The following is a 20336-nucleotide window of genomic DNA, read 5'->3' as shown; positions in this document are numbered from 1 at the left end:
CTCCTAGTTTTATACATATTCTAATATTATATGATAGTATATAAAAAATATCAACTTTATTTTTATATACATTACCTCTAATTATTACTCTCCGCTGCCAAGCAATGCTTTTCTTTCCTCTATAACCTTATCGGCTAAAGGTCCTGTAAGCTCTTGATAGTGGGAATGCTCCATTTCAAAAGTACCTCTTCCTGAAGTAGATGCTTTCATTTCTATAGAGTAAGTAAGCATTTCAGATAATGGAACTTCAGCTTTAATCATCTGTATAGTATTTGATGCTGCTTCCATACCCAAAATTTTTCCTCTTTTACCTGTAAGTTCATTCATTATAGCACCTGTAAACTCCTCAGGCACATAAACTGTAACTTTCATAATAGGCTCTAATAATACAGGACTTGCATTTTTGAATGCTTCTTTTGCTGCCATAGAACCTGCTATTCTAAATGACAATTCATTAGAGTCTACATCATGGTATTTACCGTCAAAAAGTCTTACTTTTATATCAACCATAGGATATCTTCCCAAAGGTCCCTGTGCCATAGCATCTTGTATACCTTTTTCTACTCCCGGTATATATTGTTTAGGTATAGCTCCTCCGAATATATCATTAATAAATTCATAACCGCCGTCTCTAGGAAGGGGTTCTGCTTCTAAATGAACTTCTCCGAACTGTCCGCTTCCTCCGGATTGTTTTTTATGTCTGTATTGTGCCTGAGCTTTCTTTCTTATAGTTTCTCTGTATGCTACTCTAGGAACACTTTGTTCTATTTCAGCTTTAGTAAGAGATACTACTCTTTCCAATGCTAATTTTACCTGTAAAGCACCCATAGCTTTAATGATAGTTTCTTTAGTTTCACTGTCATACTCTACATGAAAAGTTAAATCTTCCTGAGCAATAGTATCAAGTACTTCAAGAGCTTTTATATCATTTTTGAGTATTTTAATAGCGGTAAAGTATATAGGCTGAGGGACTTTAAGAGGTAAGAATTGGAATGGGGCAGACGGAGAACTTATAGTATCGCCTGTTCTGCAGTCTGAAAGTTTTGCTAATACTCCTATATCTCCTGCTGTAATAGTGTCGCTTTCTATTTGTTTTTTTCCTCTAGCCATATATATATGAGATACTTTTTCTTTTTTACCTGTTCTGGAATTATATATTTCATCGCCGCTTTTTATACTTCCGGAACGAACTTTAAAGAAAGAGATTCTTCCGGCATATTGATCTATAGTAGTTTTAAACACAAATGCAGCGAAAGGATTATCATCACCTAATATGCTTCTTGTTGCAGGTTCATTAGTTAAAAGGTCTGTACCGTCTGTAACAGGTACATAAGAAGGCGAAGGCATATATCTTATTATAGTATCTAGTACCGCTCCCATACCTATATCTCTTATAGAAGTTCCAAATAGAATAGGTACTACTTTATATTGAAGTATAGATTTTGTTAGAGCTTCTATATATTCTTCATCTGTAAATTTTCCGCCGTCTAAATATCTTTCCATAAGTCCGTCATCAACTTCGCATACTAATTCTTTTAATCTGTCGCGTGTTGCTCTGTACTCTTCATAATATTCTTCAGGTATTTCTGCCTCTACTATTTTTCCATGATCATCTCTGAAATATGCTTTATGATAAATAACATCTATTATACCTTTAAAATCTTTACCATTACCCATAGGAATTTGTATAGGAACTACAGGAGGTTCTTTAAAGTTATTTTCAATTTTTTCTAATAAAGCTTTATGATCAACCATTTCTTTATCTATTTTATTGATAAATACTATTCTAGGTCTTCTGAAATTATTAGCCATCTGCCAATGTTTTTCTGTTTCTATTTGTATTCCGAATTCTGCATCTATAACAACAATACATGATTCAGCCACTCTTAAAGCAGGGTTAATCTCACCGCTGAAATCACCCGACCCAGGAATGTCCAGCAAATTAATTTTATGATCCTTCCATTCTATAAAACTTAAAGAAGTTCTTATGGACATTTTTTGCTTGATTTCTTCGTCTGTATAATCACTGACTGTAGTTCCTCTTTCGATTTCACCTTTTTTATCTATAGATTTAGCTCTATAGAGTAAGGCTTCATTCAAACTAGTTTTACCGCTTCCCACATGTCCTAAAAGTGCAACATTACGAATACTTTCTGGGTTATAAATTTTTCCCATAAACATTCCTCCTTTGGTAACAGAAATTATTTTGATGTAATAGATTATTATTTGTTATATGATTTGACTTGTTTCTAAAGAAGCTTAAAGAATAAGCTGATTCATAGAAAACTAAGTAATGCATGATAACTCAAGTATAGTAAAAAAAATCTCAAAAATCAAATTTTATATGCTATTTTTATTATTAAGCAATAATTAATAAATATTAGTTTTTATTTTATTTATAAAAATTTTATAAATAAAAATATTGATGTAAATATATTGTTGATATATTATAATTTCATATCTATAAAAAATAAATTAGGAAATGAATCATGTCTATAAATTTAATAAAAAGAATTAATTTCAGACTTTTTATCGTTCTTATGATACAGGCTCTGATTCCTTCTATTTATTCAACATTCAGGATATATTTGCTTGACAGTTATCCTAATGCAAGCGGAATAAATATTGCCTCTCAGCAAATGTGGCTTGGAATCATATACGAGGTATTTGAGGAAGCTATAATAGCACCTCTTTTTTTCTTCTTTGGTAAAATAAAAGATAAAGATTCATTTGAAGAAAAATATATATTCATCAATAAAGTAAGAAGCTCTATATTAATAATAACTTTTATATATATAATAATGGCTTTTGTTATAAATGTATTTGCAGGTCATTTAGTTACTGTTATGAAGCAGCAGACAGAACTTTATCAGCAAACTACTGCATATATAAGATTAGAGTCTTTGGCTAATATCACTATAGTATTGTTTAATTTGATGATAATAGTTCATACAGCTTTGGAAAATTATAAATCTATTTTTGTAATAACTACAATAAAAATGTTTTTAACTATTATTTTTGATATTCTTTTTGTTTCTCAATATCCTATATCTTTGAATTTGGGTGTTAATGGTATAGCATATAATAATATAATATCGAATTTAATTTCTGTAATAATAGCTTTAATATTATTAAGTAAAAGCGGATATAATATTTTTGATAAAATAAAACTTCAATTTTTGTGGAATAAGAAAATAAGTTCATTAAATGTAATATCAGGACTTGAATCATTTTATAGAAATTTAATTTATAGTATAGTGCTTTTGAGAATGATTAATATTGTGGGAGAGCAGGGTAATTATTGGGTTGCAAATTCTTTTTATTGGGCTTGGCTTTTAATTCCTATAAATCAAATAGGCACATTGATAAAAACAGATTTATCCAAAGATCATAGCAGAAGTTTAAAGCCTTATGTTCTTCTTACAACTATATGTGTTATTATATGGATAGCATTGATACCTACATACAAATATTTTATGAAGTATATAATGAATGCCCAAAATCTTGAATCTGTTATGTCATTGATTATGATACTTTTTCCTTTTTATATATTCTATGCATATTATAATATCATATCTAATTTATTGTACGCTATAGGACAAATTAAATATATGCTTCTTCAGTCTTTTATAGTTAATACTTTTTTCAATATACCATATTTCATCTTGTATTTAAAAGGAGTATATGAGGTTACACTTTTGAACATAACTTTAAGATTTGGAATTGCTATTTTAATATCTACAGTGATTATATACATAATTTATTTTGTTAAGATTAGAAAAATTATAGAATTGGAAAAACATAATATATAAAAAATTACTGCATTTATTTTTATAAAAAATGCAGTAATTTATCATTTTAATTTTATTTAATCAATTTATAATTCAGATTTTTTTGTATACAAAGTTTTTCCTTCTTTTATAGTTTCAAGCACTTCTATATCTTTTATTTTCATAGGATCGCAAGTTAGAGGATTATCGCTTAATATAACTAAATCAGCTAATTTACCTTCTTCTATAGTTCCTTTTAAATGTTCTTCTTTATTTTGATAAGCTGCATTAATAGTTATAGCCTTTAAAGCCTCATAAGGAGTAACTTTTTGATTTTCTCCTAGTAATACGCCATCTTTAGTAATCCTATTAACGGCACACCAAATAGTTTCAAGCATATTAGGTTTTATTACAGGTGTGTCCTGATGATATGTGAATGCTAAATTATTATTTAATGCTGTTTTTGAAGCACTAATTTGAGAAGCTCTTTCCATACCTAAATTTGCTAAATGAACATCTCCCCAATAATAAACATGTGCTACAAATATAGAAGGTATTATATTAAAATTTGACATAGAAGTATACTGTTCTTCCCTTATTATTTGGCTATGAACTAAAACTGCTCTGTAATTATTTGTTGTATTTCTTTTTATCATAACATTACTGAAAGCATTAATATACTGATCTGCTGCGGCATCTCCATTGCAATGAGCCTGAAGCTGCATTTTATCATCTAATGCAGTTTCTACAAATTTTTCTACATCGCTGTTGCTATATATTCCATATCCTCTGTATCTTGCAGGACCGCTTACATAAGGCTGTTCAAGCCATGCTGTTTTTGCTTGAGGAGAACCGTCCAAAAATATTTTATATCCGCCTATTTTAAATCTGTTCTTGTAATTGCCTAGCATTTCACTATTAGTTTTAGCCAATGAATAAGAATTTTTTAAGTCTATAAATCCTATAATATCTATTTTGAATCTGTTATTAGTTATCATATTATTTATAAGAGGAAATTCTGCCGTAGAAATTAATGCATCCTGTGCTGTTGTAATACCGTATCCCAAATAAACATCTTCTGCCTGATTGATAAAGTTCATCAAATCCTCATCTGTAAAAGAAAATTTAATACTCTGTGCATAATGCATAAATGCTGCCTCTTCCATATATCCTGTAGGTTTTCTGCTGTCAGGATATCTTTCTATTACGCCTCCGGGTATATCAGGGGTATTTTCATTAACTCCGAACTCTTCTAATGCCTTTGAGTTCATAGCTCCGACATGTCCTGAGGCATGCGTTATAAATATTGGGTGAGTAGTTGAAATTTTATCCAAATCATCTCTGTTTGGATTTTTTTTGCCCGGAAGTAAATTATTATCATATCCGAAACCAACTACCCAAGCATCTGGTTTTAATTTATTAACTTCTATATAATTAGTAATTTTTTGAGCAATCTCAAGCATATTAGTAGAGCCTGTCAAATCTACTGTTGTAAGAGCTTGAGCAAATCTCACTAAATGGCTATGAGAATCTATAAATCCCGGCATTAAAGTTTTGCCTTTTAAATCTACCGCTTCAGTATATACATTATTTAAAATACTTTTTTCATCTTCTTCTGTGTATGCTATTTTCATTATTGTATTATCTCTCACTTCAATGGCTCTAGCATAAGAAGGTTCTTCGCCTATCATAGTAAGTATATTGCCATTATGATAAACTTTTATCTTATGAGTTATTTTATCATAACATGAAATGGATAATACAGATAAAATCATTAATAATACAAAATATAATTTTTTCATTTTTATAACCTCTTAATTTTTATATAGTTATCTCTATTTTATTATTTTCATTGTCTAGTATTACACTCTCATAATATCCGTCGCCTGTAGTTCTTGGATATGATGCGATTTTAAATCCGTCACTTTCTAATTCTTTTGTTAGGCTGTCAACTTTTTCTTTGCTTCCAACAGACAAGGCAATATGAGCAAATCCGTATATATCATCGTTAGTGTTTCTATCCTTTATATCCTTTCTAGTCATTATTTCTAATCGGCAGTTATCTTCAAATGTGAGAAAATATGATTCAAAGCCTTTTTTCTCGTTTATATATTTTTCATTGCATTTACAATTAAAATACCTAATATAAAAATTTTTAATACTATCTAAATCTTTAACCCAAACAGCAATATGAGATATTTTCATGTTATAGCCTCATAATAAAATACTTATATTATTATAACATTAATATAAAAATTAAAAATAGCTATTTTCTTTTTATATGAGTAATTACAGTAAAAATAATGAACTATCGACTAAAAATTATATAGAATTTTTTATTAATAAAAATAATTATAACAAAAATCACTTTTCAAAACTATTGATATAATAAGCATTGCATATATAATCATTATATTAAAAAATTAATTAGGAAAATAGTATCAATGAATTATCGTATCTTTATAGAAAAAAAAGACGGCTTTAATTTGGAAGCTAAAAGATTAGAAAATCAATTAAAAGAAAATTTTAAAATAAAATCTAGTATAAGACTTCTTAATGTTTATGATATCTTTAATATAGAAGAAAGTCAGTTAAATAAATCTATTAAAGTAATATTTTCAGAGCCTCCTACTGATAAAATAGTTGAAAAGAAAGACTTTGAAAACTTAAAACATTTTGCAGTGGAATATTTACCAGGTCAGTTTGACCAAAGGGCAGATTCAGCAGTTCAATGCCTTAAACTAATATATAACAATATTGAAAATGTTTCTATAGTAAGCGGTAAGGTTATAGTTTTTGAAGGCAATATTGATGAAAGCACTATAGAAAAAATAAAAAAATTCTATATTAACCCTGTAGAAAGCAGAGAAAAAGATTTAAGTAAATTAGAAATAGAAGAATCTCAAAAAGCTGATGATATAAAAGAAGTAGAAAACTTTATTAATTTCAACAGTGAAGAATTAGCAGAGTATAGAAATAATCTTGATTTGGCTATGACATATAAAGATATAGAGTTCGTACAGAATTATTTCAAAAATGAAGAAAAAAGAAACCCAACAGAAACAGAAATAAAAGTTCTTGATACATATTGGTCAGATCACTGCAGACACACAACATTTATGACAAAAATTAATGATGTGCAGTTAGAAGATGCATTAAAAGAAAATAAAAGTAATTTTGCAGAAGTAATACTTAATACCATTAATAGATACTATGATATGAGAAAAGAGCTTTACGGTGAAGATGTTGACAGTAAAAGAGATATTAACTTAATGGATATGGCTACGGTATCAGCAAAATATATAAAGAAAAAAGGCAAGCTTGAAGATTTAGAGATTTCAGATGAGATAAATGCATGTTCTATTTATATAGATGTTGATGCTGTAGATGAAAACGGAAAAAACAAGATAGAAAAATATTTATTAATGTTTAAAAATGAAACTCATAATCACCCAACAGAGATTGAACCTTTTGGAGGAGCTTCTACTTGTTTGGGAGGAGCTATAAGAGATCCTCTATCTGGAAGAAGCTATGTATATCAGGCGATAAGAGTTACAGGAAGTGCAAACCCCTTAGAAAAATTAGAAGATACTTTGGCTGGGAAACTTCCTCAAAAGAAAATTACTACTACTGCAGCAGCAGGATATTCTTCTTACGGAAACCAAATAGGACTTACAACTTGCTTAGTTAATGAAATATATGATGAAGGATATAAAGCAAAAAGACTTGAAGTAGGTGCAGTAGTAGGAGCTGTTCCAGTAAGCTATGTAAGAAGAGAAAAACCAAAAGCAGGCGACATTGTTATAGTGCTTGGCGGAAGAACAGGAAGAGACGGATGCGGAGGAGCTACAGGTTCATCAAAAAGCCATACTGACACATCTTTAAGACTATGCGGTGCTGAGGTACAAAAGGGTAATGCCCCAGAAGAGAGAAAAATACAGAGACTATTTAGAAATAAAGAAGTTACAAAATTAATAAAAAAATGTAATGATTTCGGTGCGGGCGGAGTTTCAGTTGCTATTGGAGAATTATCTGACGGAATTGACATTAATCTTGATGTGCTTCCTGTAAAATATTTAGGGCTAAATGGTACTGAACTAGCAATATCAGAATCTCAGGAGAGAATGGCTGTTGTAGTTGAAAGTAAAGATGCTGATAACTTTATAAAATTAGCCAATGATGAAAATATTGAAGCTACAAAGGTTGCTGTAATAACTGATACTAACAGACTTGTGATGTACTTGAAAGGCAAAAAAATTGTAGATATAAGCCGTAAGTTTTTAGATACCAACGGAGCTAAACAGGAAACTAATGCCGTATTAAAAAATATTGATTTTGAAAATAATCCTTTCAGTACAAAAAATGCATGCTCTTTAAAATCGCATTGGTTTAATATGGCAGAAGATTTGAATGTCGCTTCTCAAAAAGGTTTAATTGAAATGTTTGACTCATCAATAGGAGCTTCTACAGTGTTAATGCCTTTCGGAGGAAAATATCAAATGACTCCAAGTGATGTAAGCATTCAAAAAATACCAATATTTGATAATAATGCAAAAGAAATTAATACAGCTTCTGCTATTACTTGGGGGTATAATCCTTCTATTATGAAATGGTCTGAGTTTCATGGCGGAATATACTCTGTAATAGAATCTATGTCAAAACTTGTTTCTGTTGGAATAGATTATAAAAATATAAGACTATCATTCCAAGAATATTTTGAAAAGTTAGGCAATGATGCTAAAAAATGGGGAAAAGTTTATTCGGCATTACTTGGTACAATATATGCTCAGACAGAGTTTGATATACCAGCTATAGGCGGAAAGGATTCTATGAGCGGTACTTTTAATAATATATCTGTGCCTTCCACTTTAATATCATTTGCAGTAGCAGCTATTGACAGCAATGATGTAATTTCTCCAGAGTTCAAATCTGCTAATAATTATGTTTACTTGATAAAGCATAATATGAAAGAAAATTACATGCCTAATGTAGAAGAGATAAAAGAAAACTTTGACTTTTTACATCAAAATATAAAAGATAAGAAAATACTATCAGCATATACAATTAAATTTGGAGGTATTGCTGAGGCTTTAACAAAAATGTCTTTCGGCAACAGAATAGGCGTTAATATAAAAGATGAGCTTTACTTCTTTAATCTTATGCCTGCTTCATTTATAGTAGAAACTAAAGAAGAATTAAATTATAAAAATGCTATTCTAATAGGAAAAACTATCAATGAATACAAAATAAAAGTATGCGGTGAAGTTGTAGACTTAGAAGAAATAGAAAAATCATGGCTTGAAAAATTATCGTCAGTATTCCCTTATAAAACTAATGAAGAAATAGAAATTTATCCTCTAGCTATTTATGAGAGAAAAACTCCTTTTATATGCAAAAACAAAAAAGCTAAGCCTAATGTTTTAATAGCTTCATTCTTAGGTACAAACTGCGAATATGATACTCAGAAAGTATTTTCTGATGCAGGAGCTTCAACCGACATATTTGTATTTAGAAATATAAAACCAGAGTACATAAAAGAGTCAATAGAAGAGATGTCTAAAAAAATAGATAATTCTCAAATATTTATGATACCGGGCGGATTTAGTGCAGCTGATGAGCCAGACGGTTCTGGAAAGTTTATTTCAGCAATACTTACAAATGAAAAAATAAAAACTTCTATACATAAATTATTAGAACGAGATGGGCTTGTTTTAGGTATATGCAACGGTTTTCAGGCTTTAATAAAGTCTGGGCTTCTTCCTTATGGAAAAATAGGTAACATTACAGAAAACTCACCAACTCTTACATTCAATAAAATAGGAAGGCATATTTCTCAAATGGTTACAACAAAGGTAGTGTCAAATAATTCTCCTTGGCTTTACAATATACCTGTTGGAAGCGAATTGGTTGTTCCTGTTTCACATGGTGAGGGCAGATTCTTTGCCGATGAAAATATTATAAAAGAGTTAATAAAAAAAGGACAAGTTGCTACCCAATATGTCAATTTTGAATCAGAACCTACTAATGAGTTTAGATTTAATCCTAATGGTTCGGCTTATGCTATAGAAGGTATAATTTCAGAAGATGGAAAAGTATTGGGTAAAATGGGACATAGTGAAAGATACGCAAATAATCTATACAAAAACATCATCACAAAAGATATTTACAATATTTTTGAAAATGGTGTAAATTATTTTAAATAAAAAATAATTAATATTATAAACAAGTATATATAAATATTTTAACTATACCTGTTATATTTTTTTAATGTATAAGGATATATTATGAATATTTCAAAAGAAAAAATAAAATTAATAGCAGCTGACTTGGACGGCACTTTGCTTAACGGCAATAAAGAAATTTCAGAATATAATCAACAAATAATTAAAAAACTTATCAATGAATATAATATAAACTTTATATTATCAAGCGGAAGACCTTATGAAGGAATAAAAAATTATAATGAAATATTAGAAAATAATACTTACTCTATAATATTCAATGGAGCTTCTATTGCTGATAATAATGGAAAAATAATATTTAGAAAGACTTTAGATGAAGATGCATCCAAAGAAATAATAGAGTTATCAAAAAAATATGATGTATGTATTCATGTTTATGATAATGGAAAATATATAGTATCAAAAGAAGATTTTCCAATAAAATCTTATGTTCAAAGAGAAAATAAAGTTAATGTAGTTATGGGACTTGAAAATATCAATGACTATAGATTTGATAAAATGCTTATATTAGGTCAAAGAGATATTTTAGAAAAATTAAAAAAAGAAATTGATGAATTAAATAGTGTTCATACTTGTTTTTCAGGTACTTTATTTTTAGAAGCTGTAGATAAAGAAGCAAATAAAGGCAATGCTTTAAAATGGATTTGTGAAAATAAAAAAATAGATATAAAAGATACTATAGCATTTGGAGACAATTTTAATGATATAGAGATGATAGAATATTCTGGTATTGGAGTTGCTATGGAAAATGCTGAAGAAATTGTAAAACAAAAAGCTGATTATGTTACTCTTTCTAATGAGGAAGATGGAGTAGGAAGGTTTTTAAAAAATTTTTTTGAATTATAATTTATATTTAAGGATAAATAATGAATATCTCAAAAGATAAAATAAAATTAATAGCTACAGATTTAGACGGTACTTTACTTAACAATAAAAAAGAAATAGGAAATTATACTAAGGATATATTAAATAAACTTATTAATGATTATAAAATAGAACTTATATTATCAAGCGGAAGAGGATTTGACGGAGTAAAGAAGTATAATGATATTTTAGATAATAATAATTATTCTATTGTTATGAATGGCTCTAATATTATAGATTTTAATGGAAATATTTTATACAGAAAAAGACTAGATGAAAATATATCAAAATGCATTATTAAATTAGCAGAAAAATATAATGTATGTTTGCATTTTTTTGATGATTTAAAATATATAGTGTCAAAAGAAGACTTTCCTATAAAATCATATGTACAAATTGAAAAAACCAGAGAAATTACTGTTGGTATAGAGAACATAGAAGATTATAGATTTGATAAGATAATCATTTTTGGAAATAGAGAAATTTTAAATAAATTAAAAATGGATATAGAATCTAATTTTGATGTTAATTCTTGTTTTTCAGGCGAAACATTATTAGAAATAATATGCAAAGATGTAAGCAAGGGTAATGCTTTGAAATGGATTTGTAATAAAAAGGGTATAGATATAAAAGATACAATTGCTTTTGGTGATAATTTGAATGATATTGAAATGATTGAATGTGCCGGTATTGGTGTTGCTATGGGAAATGCTGAAGAAACTGTAAAACAAAAAGCTGATTATATTACTCTTTCTAATGATGAAGATGGGGTTGGAAAGTTTTTAAGCCGCATTTTTTCAATATAATAAATTTAAAAGATAGTTGTTTTATGGAAGAATTAGATTTAATAAAAAATAAAATAAAAAGCATAAAAAAAGAATTAATCAGCATAAGAAGAGATATACATTCCAATCCTGAACTATCGAATGAAGAGTTTAGAACTATGGAATTAATATCCAAATATTTAACATCTCATAATATAAGGCATAGAACAAAATCTGCCGGTACAGGTATCATAGCTGATATTGATGGTATTGATAAAAATTTTACTGTTGCTTTTAGGGCGGATATTGATGCTCTCCCAATAGAGGATTTAAAACATTGTGATTATTCCTCTAAGAATAAAGGTATTTGCCATGCTTGCGGACATGATGTGCATACTACTGTTAATATGGGAATAGCAAATATATTTTCAAATAGTGCTGATAATAAAGAAAAAATTATTCCTCCTTGCAATGTTCGTTTAATATTTCAGCCTGCAGAAGAAACTACAGGCGGTGCTTTGCGTATGATAAAAGACAATGCATTAGAAAATGTTAATGTTATATACGGTCTTCATGTTTCATCTAATGCTGATATTGGATATATACAGGTAAATGATAATATAGTCAATGCTAGCTGTTTAGATTTTATAATAAAAGTTTATGGAAAAAGCAGTCATGGGGCTAACCCTTCAGGAGGTGTTGATGCTATAGTTATTGCATCAAAAATAATAAATGATTTACAAACAGTAATAAGCAGAAATATTGCGGCAGAGGATAGTGCCGTTGTTACAGTAGGTACTATTAATGGAGGAACTGCTACAAATATAATATGCGATTATGTTGAAATGACAGGCACCATAAGAGCTTTAAAAGAAAGTATTATTGATAGAGTAAAATCTAGAATAAAAAAGATTATAAAGTTTGCAGCAAATTCTTTTGACGGCGATGCTGAGTTTATAGAAACTGTTTATTTTGCAAGTCTTGTAAATTGGAAAGATGCTTCAGATATTATAAGAGATAATGCTTCTAAGTTGTTGGGTGAAAATAAAGTATTAGAATTAAGTCCTTCTTTAGGTTCTGAAGATTTTTCTTTTTTTATTCAGAATAAACCGGGGGCATTTTTTTATATAGGTGCTAGGAATGAAAAGAAGGGGATAGTATATAAAGCACATAATGGATTATTTGATGTAGATGAAAATTGTATAGAAATAGGATTGATGCTTCAGATAATGAATCTGTATGAAAGTTATTCAAAAAAAGATTTGTTTTATATTGGAAAAGAAAGAAATTAATATATTTTTATATTATATTTTTTATATAGATAAAAAAATAATAAATAATTGTATAAAAAAATATATATTATATAATATGTATTTAATATTTTAGTTTTTATGGACTCATATATGAAAAATATAAAATTTAAAGATAATAGTTTTTATTTGATTTCTTTATTATTAATATTATTACTGTATTATTCTATAACTCAAATTTTATTTCCGATGTTTTCAGTGATGAAAATGAATTTCAGCATTGCTGATATATTGTATATTTATTTGTTTTCTGTAATATCATATATACTATCTAATAAAAATAATTATATATCTTATTTTTTTATAATAGTTGCCGTATTTTCTTTTTTTGCTATAGAACCATTGGGAATTACTATAGAATCCAAGCCTTTATTTTTTACTGATATGCCGGATTTGTATCCTTCTCTTATAGAGGTTCTTCCGTTATATATGAAAATTATAACAGTATCAGCTACTATTTTGTATTTCGGACTTTTACTTGCCTATGCTTTATATTTTATATATAGATTGATTAAAATGTATAAAATAGATATTAAAAAAGCTGTTATAATGACTTTAATAGTTGCGGCTGTAACTTATATATCATTTTTTAGAAATATCAAAATGGATTCTATATATGTTGATTATATTAATATAGCCAATAAGTACGGTATTATTAACACTATAAGCTATAGAATTTCTTATGATAAATTTATGAAAGTAAATTCAAATATGGAAAATGTACAGGAGGCAGTTAACATATTAAAAGATGCACAGAATAAAAGAGATATATCCCATTTAATACTATCTTATGACTTGGATAAAAAGAGAGATGTATTTGTAATATTTTTAGAATCTTTTTATGATTATGAACATTTTCTTCCTTTAATGGATAAAGATCCGTTTCCTGAAGAATACAGAGAATGGGCAAGTAATTCAACTAAAGTAGGACCTAATGACAGCTATGGAAGTTTATTTGCCAGAATTTCAGGGCTTACAGGAACTTCTCCTATATTTCCTAAAAAACAGAAAACACCTGTATACACAGCTTTGCCTTATTTGATGAAAGAAAATGGATATTATACTATAGCTTTAGAGGAATCAGATGTAACATATTATCTTGATTCATTATTTCCCAATATAGGTATAGATGAGGTCGTATTTAATTTAGGACTTACAAATATAAAAAATTATATAAATACTAATGATTTTGACAAGCCTGTATTTATAACAGGATTTACATTTATGGGACATGCAGGAAGCCATGTTGAAAATGACTTAGATGTATATGAAAATAATAAAAGATTTATGGATAAAATAGATAAAAGAGATATACCTGTTTTAGTTGAAACAATGGAAAATTCTGCATTAACGGCCAAAGATATAATAGATACAAAAAATACTATATTAGAAAAATATCCGGATGCTTTGATAATATTTAAACATGATCATTTGTATCCGTATTTAAAAACTATAATACATAATTCATCTATAGATGATTCAATCAAAGATGATTTCTTTTATTCTTATGATATTTCTCCTATATTGATATGGAATGGAACTAACGGCTATTATAAATTTGAAGAGAATGGATTTCCTCCTGAAAATATACCTATGTTTGTTGCGGTAAATACAGGAGCTGATTATACAAATTCTATAATATCATTATTGTATAAAGATAAAACTGACGGCATTATAAGATTTTATAATTCATTTTACACAAATGATAATGGAAAAATAGTCAGAATAGAAATAGATAAAGATAGTTTGTCATATAAGCAGAATAACGCTCAGAGAATATTATCTCAAGATTTATTTAGAGGACAAAAGTATTTTTATGAATGTATAAATAATTGATTTTCTATAATAATAAGGACTGACAATTAACTGTCAGCCCTTTTTTTTATTAGATTATTAGTCTAATTTATCTCCTACAATTTTGCCGTTGTTATCAACATAAACTTCTCTGTTGTTTCCTAATTTTAATTTAAAGCTTAAATATTCTTTGCTTATTTCTAATACAGGAACTTGAGGATATTTAGCTTCTACTGTTTTAATTATATTAGCAGGTACAAATTTTGTAGTTATAGGCTGATTATTTCCAGCTACATCAGTCCAATCTCCATTTTTATCAAAATCAATTTCTACGCCGCTAGCCAATTCCACTTTATATGATTGTCTGTCCTGCTCAGCATAAACTATTTGATCATTTGCAAAATTAGCTTTCACAAAATCCTGTGCTTTTTTAGGAAGCTGATTTGCCTGTATAGCTATGTCAGCAGCAAAGGCACTAACAGCAAACAGCATCATTACAGATGAGATTAATATAATTTGTTTTAAATGTTTTATCATAAGATAACTCCTTTTGTTTTTTGTTATACTTATATGATAATGCATAAACAGATAAATGTCAAGTTATTTTACAATATTTTAAAAAAAAATTTACTTAAAATATAAAAAAGTAAATAAAAAGTAAATAATGTAAATATATTTTAAATAAAAAAATCCGGCATTAATAAAATATGCCGGATCTTTTATTGATTTTTTAATTATTAATCTAATTTATCCCCTGTTATCTGTCCGTTATTAGATACATAAACTTCTCTATTATTTGATAGTTTTAATTTGTAACTATTATATTCTTTGCTTATATCCAACACTTCAATCTGAGGGTATTTTGTTTTTACAGCATTTAATATTGCAGCAGGTATAAATTGAGTAGGTATAGGCCTATTATTTCCAGATACATCAGTCCAATTTCCAGATTTATCAAAGTCAATTTCTATTCCGCTTGCTAATTCCACTTTATATGATTGTCTGTCTTGTTCTGCATAAACTATTTGATCATTTGGGAAATTAGTTTTTACAAAAGTCTAAGCATTTTGAGGTAATTGATTAGCTTGTATAGGCATATCCTCTGCTGTTAAAATTAGGCTTGAAAGCATCATTAAAGATACTATAGAGATGAAAAGTTTTAATTTTTTCTTCATACGCTTCTCCTATTTATTAAAATCATTTAGCAGTAATTAAAACTTATAGATTTTTTTTGTGTAAAATATTGTTTATGAATAACATCATTTTTTTACAATTTTTTTAATAATATTATATTTTAGTAATTTTATATAATTTTTTATATGAAATTTGTATACAAAAAAACTCTTTATTAAAAATAATTTACAAAAAAATATTGACTTTTTATAAAAAAATCTTAAATTATTCTAATATAAAGTAAAAATAGGAGGGAGTATGGCTCATAACATTATAGATGGATATAGAAAAATAGAGGGCAATTATCCAACTTATAGAGAATATCTAATACATTTCTATTGTAAAGATTGTTCTAATTTTTGGGCAGTAGATGACAAAGAAATTAATATATCAGAAGATGATGATATTTCTCAAATTGATGATATCATTGAAGATTCAGTGTCTCATTGTCCAATATGCGGATCCACAAATATAACAAGAAGCAATAATAATTAATAAATAAAAAAATTAGTATTAAAAGAGAAAATGTATTTTATATATTTTCTCTTTTATTTTCTATAAAATCAACAATTTCTTTGCATCCCATATCTTTAGCTATATTAAGAGCATCTTTGTTATCTTCATTTTTTACTCTTAAATCAGCCCCATTTTCTATAAGCATCTGCGTAGCTTTTATATTATTATTTTTTACAGCTATTATTAAAGCAGTATCTCCTCTTACATCCATATCATTGATATTAGCACCATTTTTAATGAGGTATTCAATAGTGTCTAAAGCACCGTCTTCAGCAGCATACATCAAAGGAGTTTTATTGCTGAAATCTTTTGAATTAATATTAACACCGGAGGCTAGCAGTCTCTTAATTTTTGAAAGATCGCCATATAAACAAGCTATATGTATATTTTCTGAGCTTTCTATTCTAATATTTTTAGTTATTTTTTTTATAATAGGCCATAATATTATTACGGCTACTATTACAACTATGATGATAGTGTTGAAATTCATTGTCTTTTCCAAATTTTATATAAAATTTATATACCGGTAATATGTTTATAAAACAATATAAAATTATTATAGTAAAAGCTATTATTTTTTTAAATAAACAAATTTTCCTTCTTTGTTTTTAGTATCTATAACTATGTCTTTTCCTTTTAATTCCATAGCAGAGTTATATATAATATAAGGTATATTTAATGATTTTAAAAGTATAGCCGCATGAGAAACAGCACTTCCATTTATAGAAATCACACCTTTTATATTCTGCCCTAATTCAGTTACAATAGAAGCATATACATTATCAACTATTAATATTGTATCATCATCACTAGGCATATTAATTTTTATATCTAATAAATATTTTAAAACTTGATATAGTATATCTTCTATATCATATTTTCTTTCTTTTATGTATCCTTCATCTAAAGAATCAAAACTTTTGAATATATTTCTCATTACTTTATTGTATGAATAAGCAGCAGAATATTTTTTATTATCTATTAAATCGTATACTTCTTTTAAAGCATAATCATCAAAAAGCATAGATATATAAGTTTCAAAGATTAGATATTCATTATTTTGAAGATTTTTTTCTTCTATGATTGTTTTTTGTTCTATGAGATCCTTTTTCACATTTTCAATTGCTGTGTTGAATTTATCTTTTTCAGCCTTTGTATCTTTTATATATTCTTTTTTTACATCTATACCAAAATACATATAAACTGCTTTTCCAACTACATATCCGTCAGAGACTATAATAATATTATTATTTATAGTGTTTTGCTGAGGTGTTTTCTTTTTTGTTTCAAATTTTCCATTTACCAAATGTTCAAATCGCTCTAAAACTTGATAAGCATCAGGTCCTTTAGCATATATTTCCATCACATCTCCATATTCTATATTTAATAATGTTACTTTAGTGATACTATCTGCAGATACAGGAGGTTTATGTTTAGTTTTATTTGAAATATACACCTCGCTTTTAGAATTGGCTATCAAATTAATAAACATAAATACAGGTCTTGCATGAAAACCATTTTCTAATAATATCTTATATTCTCCTTTAATATAATCTTTAAATTCTATATTATCTAATACTTCATTATTTGTATTATAATCAACTTTATCTTTAACATAAGATATTTTAGGTGTAAGGCTTTCAAGAGATTCATTAATAACCTCGTCTATATTTTTACCTAATGAAGACTGTATAGCGGCATTTATTCCTCCTTCTATAAAAGGAGCTGAAGTCATTCTAACATTCGCTGATTTTTCTTCATCAAGCATAGATATTGCAAGTTCAGAACTTATCAAAGCACTTCCCAAATCACAAAATATAATAACGCCGTCATCTGAATATACTCTCTCTATTGCATTAAAAACATCAACAGCATCTGTACCAATTTCTTTATGATTATTTCCTGTTCCGCCTGAAAATGATATATCCACATTATTAATATTAGTAACTTCTTTTATGTATTCTGCTGCAATTTTAGCAAGTTTGTAACTATGTGAAACAAATATTAAACTAACCACATTAATTCCTTTTAATATAATTTTTTATAAAATATTTATTAATTCTTTTATCATCATAAATGAAGAAGCTGCTCCCGGATCCTGATGACCTGCACTCCTTTCTCCTAAATAGCTGGCTCTTCCCTTAGTAGCAATCATATCTATAGTTGATTTCATTCCATTTTCTGCCGATGTTAATACTTTGCTTTTAAAATCTTCTATATTTTCATTGTTTTCTTTCATAGCATTAAAAGCCGGCAGCAGAGTATCAAGCATAGTTTTTTCACCTTCTTTGGATTTTCCTAATGCTGATATAGCATTTATTCCTTTATTAAATATTTCTGTTATATCTTTCAATGTTAATTCCTCTTTATTAGCAGAAACTATACTAGCATTAAGAAAGAAAGTACCGTATAAAGGTCCTGAAGCTCCGCCTACATTTTTTATAAGAAGTGTTGCTGTTTGTTTAAATATAGCAGATATTGAAGAATTATCATCTTTACTTAAAGCATCTCTAACAAAACCAAAACCTCTGCTCATATTTATTCCATGATCAGCATCTCCTATATCAGCATCCAATTTTGTAAGATAATCTTTATTTTCATCGTATACAAGAGATAGATTAATAAGCCATTCTTTTATTTTTGCATTATTACACATAAATATATCCTTTATAAAAATAAAAATTGTTTGCTAAAATGTTATGCCAAATAAATTTTCCCGATGCCTGCAATTTTTATATTTATCTTTTTTGTATTTTAAAACTATATTTATTATTGCTATGTTATTAATAAAAAATTTTATTTAAAAAACAATATTAAATTTTTCATTTGACAAACAATCAGCTTATAACTTCATGAATTGATTTGTCTGCTATTATATCCCCCATCTTAAAGCAGCTGTATGTACGGGATAATCCCAAAGTTTTAATATATCATCATTAATTTTCATTAAACTAATAGAAGCACCTGCCATATCTATAGAAGTAACATAATTACCTATTAAGTTTCTTACTATTTTTATTCCTTTTCTTTCAGCTATTTTAACAGCATCATTGTACAATATGTAAAGTTCCATTAGAGGAGTAGCCCCCATACCATTAACCATACATATAACTTCATCTCCATTTTTATACGGTATATCAGAGCATATAGCCTCCATCATTATTTCTGCTATTTCAGAAGATGTTTTCAGTTTTGTCCTTTCTCTTCCCGGTTCTCCATGTATTCCTATACCCATTTCCATTTCATTATCAGATATATCAAATGTAGGTTTTCCGACTGCCGGAACTATGCATGAAGTTAAAGCCATGCCCATAGATCTGGCATTTTCTTTACAATAATTTGCATATTCCAAAACTTTATTTATATCATCGCCTCTCTCAGCAGAAGCTCCGCATATCTTTTCAAAAAATACAGTAGCTCCGACTCCTCTTCTTCCTGTGGTGTATAAACTGTCTTTTACAGATACATCATCATCTATAATAATACTTCTAACATCAATACCTTCAGCTTTACATAATTCTTCAGCCATTTGAAAATTCATAACATCTCCGGTATAATTTTTTACTAGAAATACGATTCCTTTATCATTATTTATTGATTTTGCAGCTTCTTCCATTTGATCCGGAGTAGGTGAAGTAAATATCTCACCCGGACAAGCTGCATCAAGCATACCATATCCTACAAATCCGGCATGTAAAGGTTCATGCCCTGAACCTCCTCCTGAAATTAGCGATACTTTACTATTTTTATTGGCTCTTATTACATATATAGGATCATAATTAACTTTTAAAATATTAGAATATGCTTTTTCCATGCCTTGAAGTTCCTCTAATATTATATTATTTATATCATTAATTATTTTTTTCATAATTCCCGCTCCTATATTTTTTTATTTTGTATATA

15 protein-coding genes and 1 pseudogene are annotated in these 20336 nt (G+C 27.8%); 7 read left to right on the top strand and 9 right to left on the bottom strand.

Annotation, left to right across the window (positions count from 1 at the left end; genetic code table 11):
* Window positions 1–84 precede the first annotated feature (84 nt).
* Window positions 85–2175 (bottom strand): elongation factor G, encoded by a 2091-nt coding sequence (gene fusA, locus BHAMNSH16_RS04020; protein ID WP_008731071.1) that lies wholly within the window; start codon window positions 2173–2175, stop codon window positions 85–87.
* 314 nt (window positions 2176–2489) lie between these two features.
* Here fusA and BHAMNSH16_RS04015 point away from each other — a divergent pair, with 314 nt between their 5' ends.
* Window positions 2490–3812, top strand: a complete 1323-nt coding sequence (locus BHAMNSH16_RS04015) for an MATE family Na+-driven efflux transporter (RefSeq protein WP_083250051.1) — start codon at window positions 2490–2492, stop codon at window positions 3810–3812.
* A 65-nt stretch (window positions 3813–3877) separates the two neighbouring features.
* On the opposite strand, the gene BHAMNSH16_RS04010 is transcribed toward BHAMNSH16_RS04015, so the two are convergent.
* Window positions 3878–5572, bottom strand: coding sequence for an amidohydrolase (locus BHAMNSH16_RS04010; RefSeq protein ID WP_008731093.1), 1695 nt, complete (start codon window positions 5570–5572; stop codon window positions 3878–3880).
* A 19-nt stretch (window positions 5573–5591) separates the two neighbouring features.
* Window positions 5592–5975, bottom strand: coding sequence for a glyoxalase/bleomycin resistance/extradiol dioxygenase family protein (locus BHAMNSH16_RS04005; RefSeq protein WP_008731091.1), 384 nt, complete (start codon window positions 5973–5975; stop codon window positions 5592–5594).
* Window positions 5976–6214: 239 nt separating this feature from the next.
* On the opposite strand from BHAMNSH16_RS04005, the gene BHAMNSH16_RS04000 reads away from it, so the two are divergent.
* From BHAMNSH16_RS04000 to BHAMNSH16_RS03980, 5 genes are all read left to right on the top strand, one after another.
* Window positions 6215–9973 (top strand): phosphoribosylformylglycinamidine synthase, encoded by a 3759-nt coding sequence (locus tag BHAMNSH16_RS04000; protein WP_069731601.1) that lies wholly within the window; start codon window positions 6215–6217, stop codon window positions 9971–9973.
* 81 nt (window positions 9974–10054) lie between these two features.
* On the top strand, window positions 10055–10858 hold the full coding sequence (locus BHAMNSH16_RS03995; protein ID WP_008731087.1) for a Cof-type HAD-IIB family hydrolase: 804 nt from the start codon (window positions 10055–10057) through the stop codon (window positions 10856–10858).
* Window positions 10859–10878: 20 nt separating this feature from the next.
* Window positions 10879–11682, top strand: a complete 804-nt coding sequence (locus tag BHAMNSH16_RS03990) for a Cof-type HAD-IIB family hydrolase (RefSeq protein WP_069731602.1) — start codon at window positions 10879–10881, stop codon at window positions 11680–11682.
* 23 nt (window positions 11683–11705) lie between these two features.
* Window positions 11706–12932 (top strand): M20 metallopeptidase family protein, encoded by a 1227-nt coding sequence (locus tag BHAMNSH16_RS03985; protein ID WP_008732189.1) that lies wholly within the window; start codon window positions 11706–11708, stop codon window positions 12930–12932.
* Window positions 12933–13043: 111 nt separating this feature from the next.
* Window positions 13044–14786 carry an LTA synthase family protein gene (locus tag BHAMNSH16_RS03980; protein ID WP_008732190.1) on the top strand — a complete coding sequence of 581 codons (1743 nt, stop codon included), beginning with the start codon at window positions 13044–13046 and terminating at the stop codon, window positions 14784–14786.
* 57 nt (window positions 14787–14843) lie between these two features.
* Here the strand turns inward: BHAMNSH16_RS03980 and BHAMNSH16_RS03975 are convergent, their stop codons facing one another.
* Entirely contained in the window at window positions 14844–15281 is a 438-nt protein-coding gene (locus tag BHAMNSH16_RS03975) for a PepSY-like domain-containing protein (RefSeq protein ID WP_008732191.1), read from the bottom strand.
* A gap of 200 nt (window positions 15282–15481) precedes the next feature.
* Window positions 15482–15919: pseudogene (locus BHAMNSH16_RS03970) on the bottom strand (PepSY-like domain-containing protein).
* A gap of 256 nt (window positions 15920–16175) precedes the next feature.
* Between BHAMNSH16_RS03970 and BHAMNSH16_RS03965 the strand changes: the two are divergent.
* Complete coding sequence (locus tag BHAMNSH16_RS03965) at window positions 16176–16412, top strand: hypothetical protein (protein WP_008723013.1); 237 nt, start codon at window positions 16176–16178, stop codon at window positions 16410–16412.
* Between the two features lie 37 nt (window positions 16413–16449).
* On the opposite strand, the gene BHAMNSH16_RS03960 is transcribed toward BHAMNSH16_RS03965, so the two are convergent.
* The 4 genes from BHAMNSH16_RS03960 to dhaK all read right to left on the bottom strand — a co-directional run bounded on the left by BHAMNSH16_RS03960 (window position 16450) and on the right by dhaK (window position 20301).
* Window positions 16450–16923, bottom strand: a complete 474-nt coding sequence (locus tag BHAMNSH16_RS03960; protein WP_008732192.1) for an ankyrin repeat domain-containing protein — start codon at window positions 16921–16923, stop codon at window positions 16450–16452.
* Window positions 16924–17004: 81 nt separating this feature from the next.
* On the bottom strand, window positions 17005–18450 hold the full coding sequence (gene dhaM, locus BHAMNSH16_RS03955) for a dihydroxyacetone kinase phosphoryl donor subunit DhaM (protein WP_069731603.1): 1446 nt from the start codon (window positions 18448–18450) through the stop codon (window positions 17005–17007).
* A 24-nt stretch (window positions 18451–18474) separates the two neighbouring features.
* Window positions 18475–19089 (bottom strand): dihydroxyacetone kinase subunit DhaL, encoded by a 615-nt coding sequence (gene dhaL, locus BHAMNSH16_RS03950; protein ID WP_008732193.1) that lies wholly within the window; start codon window positions 19087–19089, stop codon window positions 18475–18477.
* Window positions 19090–19305: 216 nt separating this feature from the next.
* Entirely contained in the window at window positions 19306–20301 is a 996-nt protein-coding gene (gene dhaK, locus BHAMNSH16_RS03945; RefSeq protein ID WP_008732194.1) for a dihydroxyacetone kinase subunit DhaK, read from the bottom strand.
* Window positions 20302–20336: the final 35 nt, after the last annotated feature.

Source organism: Brachyspira hampsonii, from assembly GCF_002214805.1.
In the GTDB taxonomy this organism is placed as follows: Bacteria; Spirochaetota; Brachyspiria; order Brachyspirales; family Brachyspiraceae; genus Brachyspira; species Brachyspira hampsonii.
The sequence above is the reverse complement of the archived record's forward strand: the minus strand, read 5'-3'. Positions and strand labels throughout refer to the sequence as shown.

What these genes read in the sequence shown, in the direction of transcription:
- fusA (WP_008731071.1), bottom strand. Translation starts at nt 2,175, where the DNA reads ATGGGAAAAATTTATAACCCAGAAAGTATTCGTAATGTTGCACTTTTA.
- BHAMNSH16_RS04015 (WP_083250051.1), top strand. Translation starts at nt 2,490, where the DNA reads ATGTCTATAAATTTAATAAAAAGAATTAATTTCAGACTTTTTATCGTT.
- BHAMNSH16_RS04010 (WP_008731093.1), bottom strand. Translation starts at nt 5,572, where the DNA reads ATGAAAAAATTATATTTTGTATTATTAATGATTTTATCTGTATTATCC.
- BHAMNSH16_RS04005 (WP_008731091.1), bottom strand. Translation starts at nt 5,975, where the DNA reads ATGAAAATATCTCATATTGCTGTTTGGGTTAAAGATTTAGATAGTATT.
- BHAMNSH16_RS04000 (WP_069731601.1), top strand. Translation starts at nt 6,215, where the DNA reads ATGAATTATCGTATCTTTATAGAAAAAAAAGACGGCTTTAATTTGGAA.
- BHAMNSH16_RS03995 (WP_008731087.1), top strand. Translation starts at nt 10,055, where the DNA reads ATGAATATTTCAAAAGAAAAAATAAAATTAATAGCAGCTGACTTGGAC.
- BHAMNSH16_RS03990 (WP_069731602.1), top strand. Translation starts at nt 10,879, where the DNA reads ATGAATATCTCAAAAGATAAAATAAAATTAATAGCTACAGATTTAGAC.
- BHAMNSH16_RS03985 (WP_008732189.1), top strand. Translation starts at nt 11,706, where the DNA reads ATGGAAGAATTAGATTTAATAAAAAATAAAATAAAAAGCATAAAAAAA.
- BHAMNSH16_RS03980 (WP_008732190.1), top strand. Translation starts at nt 13,044, where the DNA reads ATGAAAAATATAAAATTTAAAGATAATAGTTTTTATTTGATTTCTTTA.
- BHAMNSH16_RS03975 (WP_008732191.1), bottom strand. Translation starts at nt 15,281, where the DNA reads ATGATAAAACATTTAAAACAAATTATATTAATCTCATCTGTAATGATG.
- BHAMNSH16_RS03965 (WP_008723013.1), top strand. Translation starts at nt 16,176, where the DNA reads ATGGCTCATAACATTATAGATGGATATAGAAAAATAGAGGGCAATTAT.
- BHAMNSH16_RS03960 (WP_008732192.1), bottom strand. Translation starts at nt 16,923, where the DNA reads ATGAATTTCAACACTATCATCATAGTTGTAATAGTAGCCGTAATAATA.
- dhaL (WP_008732193.1), bottom strand. Translation starts at nt 19,089, where the DNA reads ATGTGTAATAATGCAAAAATAAAAGAATGGCTTATTAATCTATCTCTT.
- dhaK (WP_008732194.1), bottom strand. Translation starts at nt 20,301, where the DNA reads ATGAAAAAAATAATTAATGATATAAATAATATAATATTAGAGGAACTT.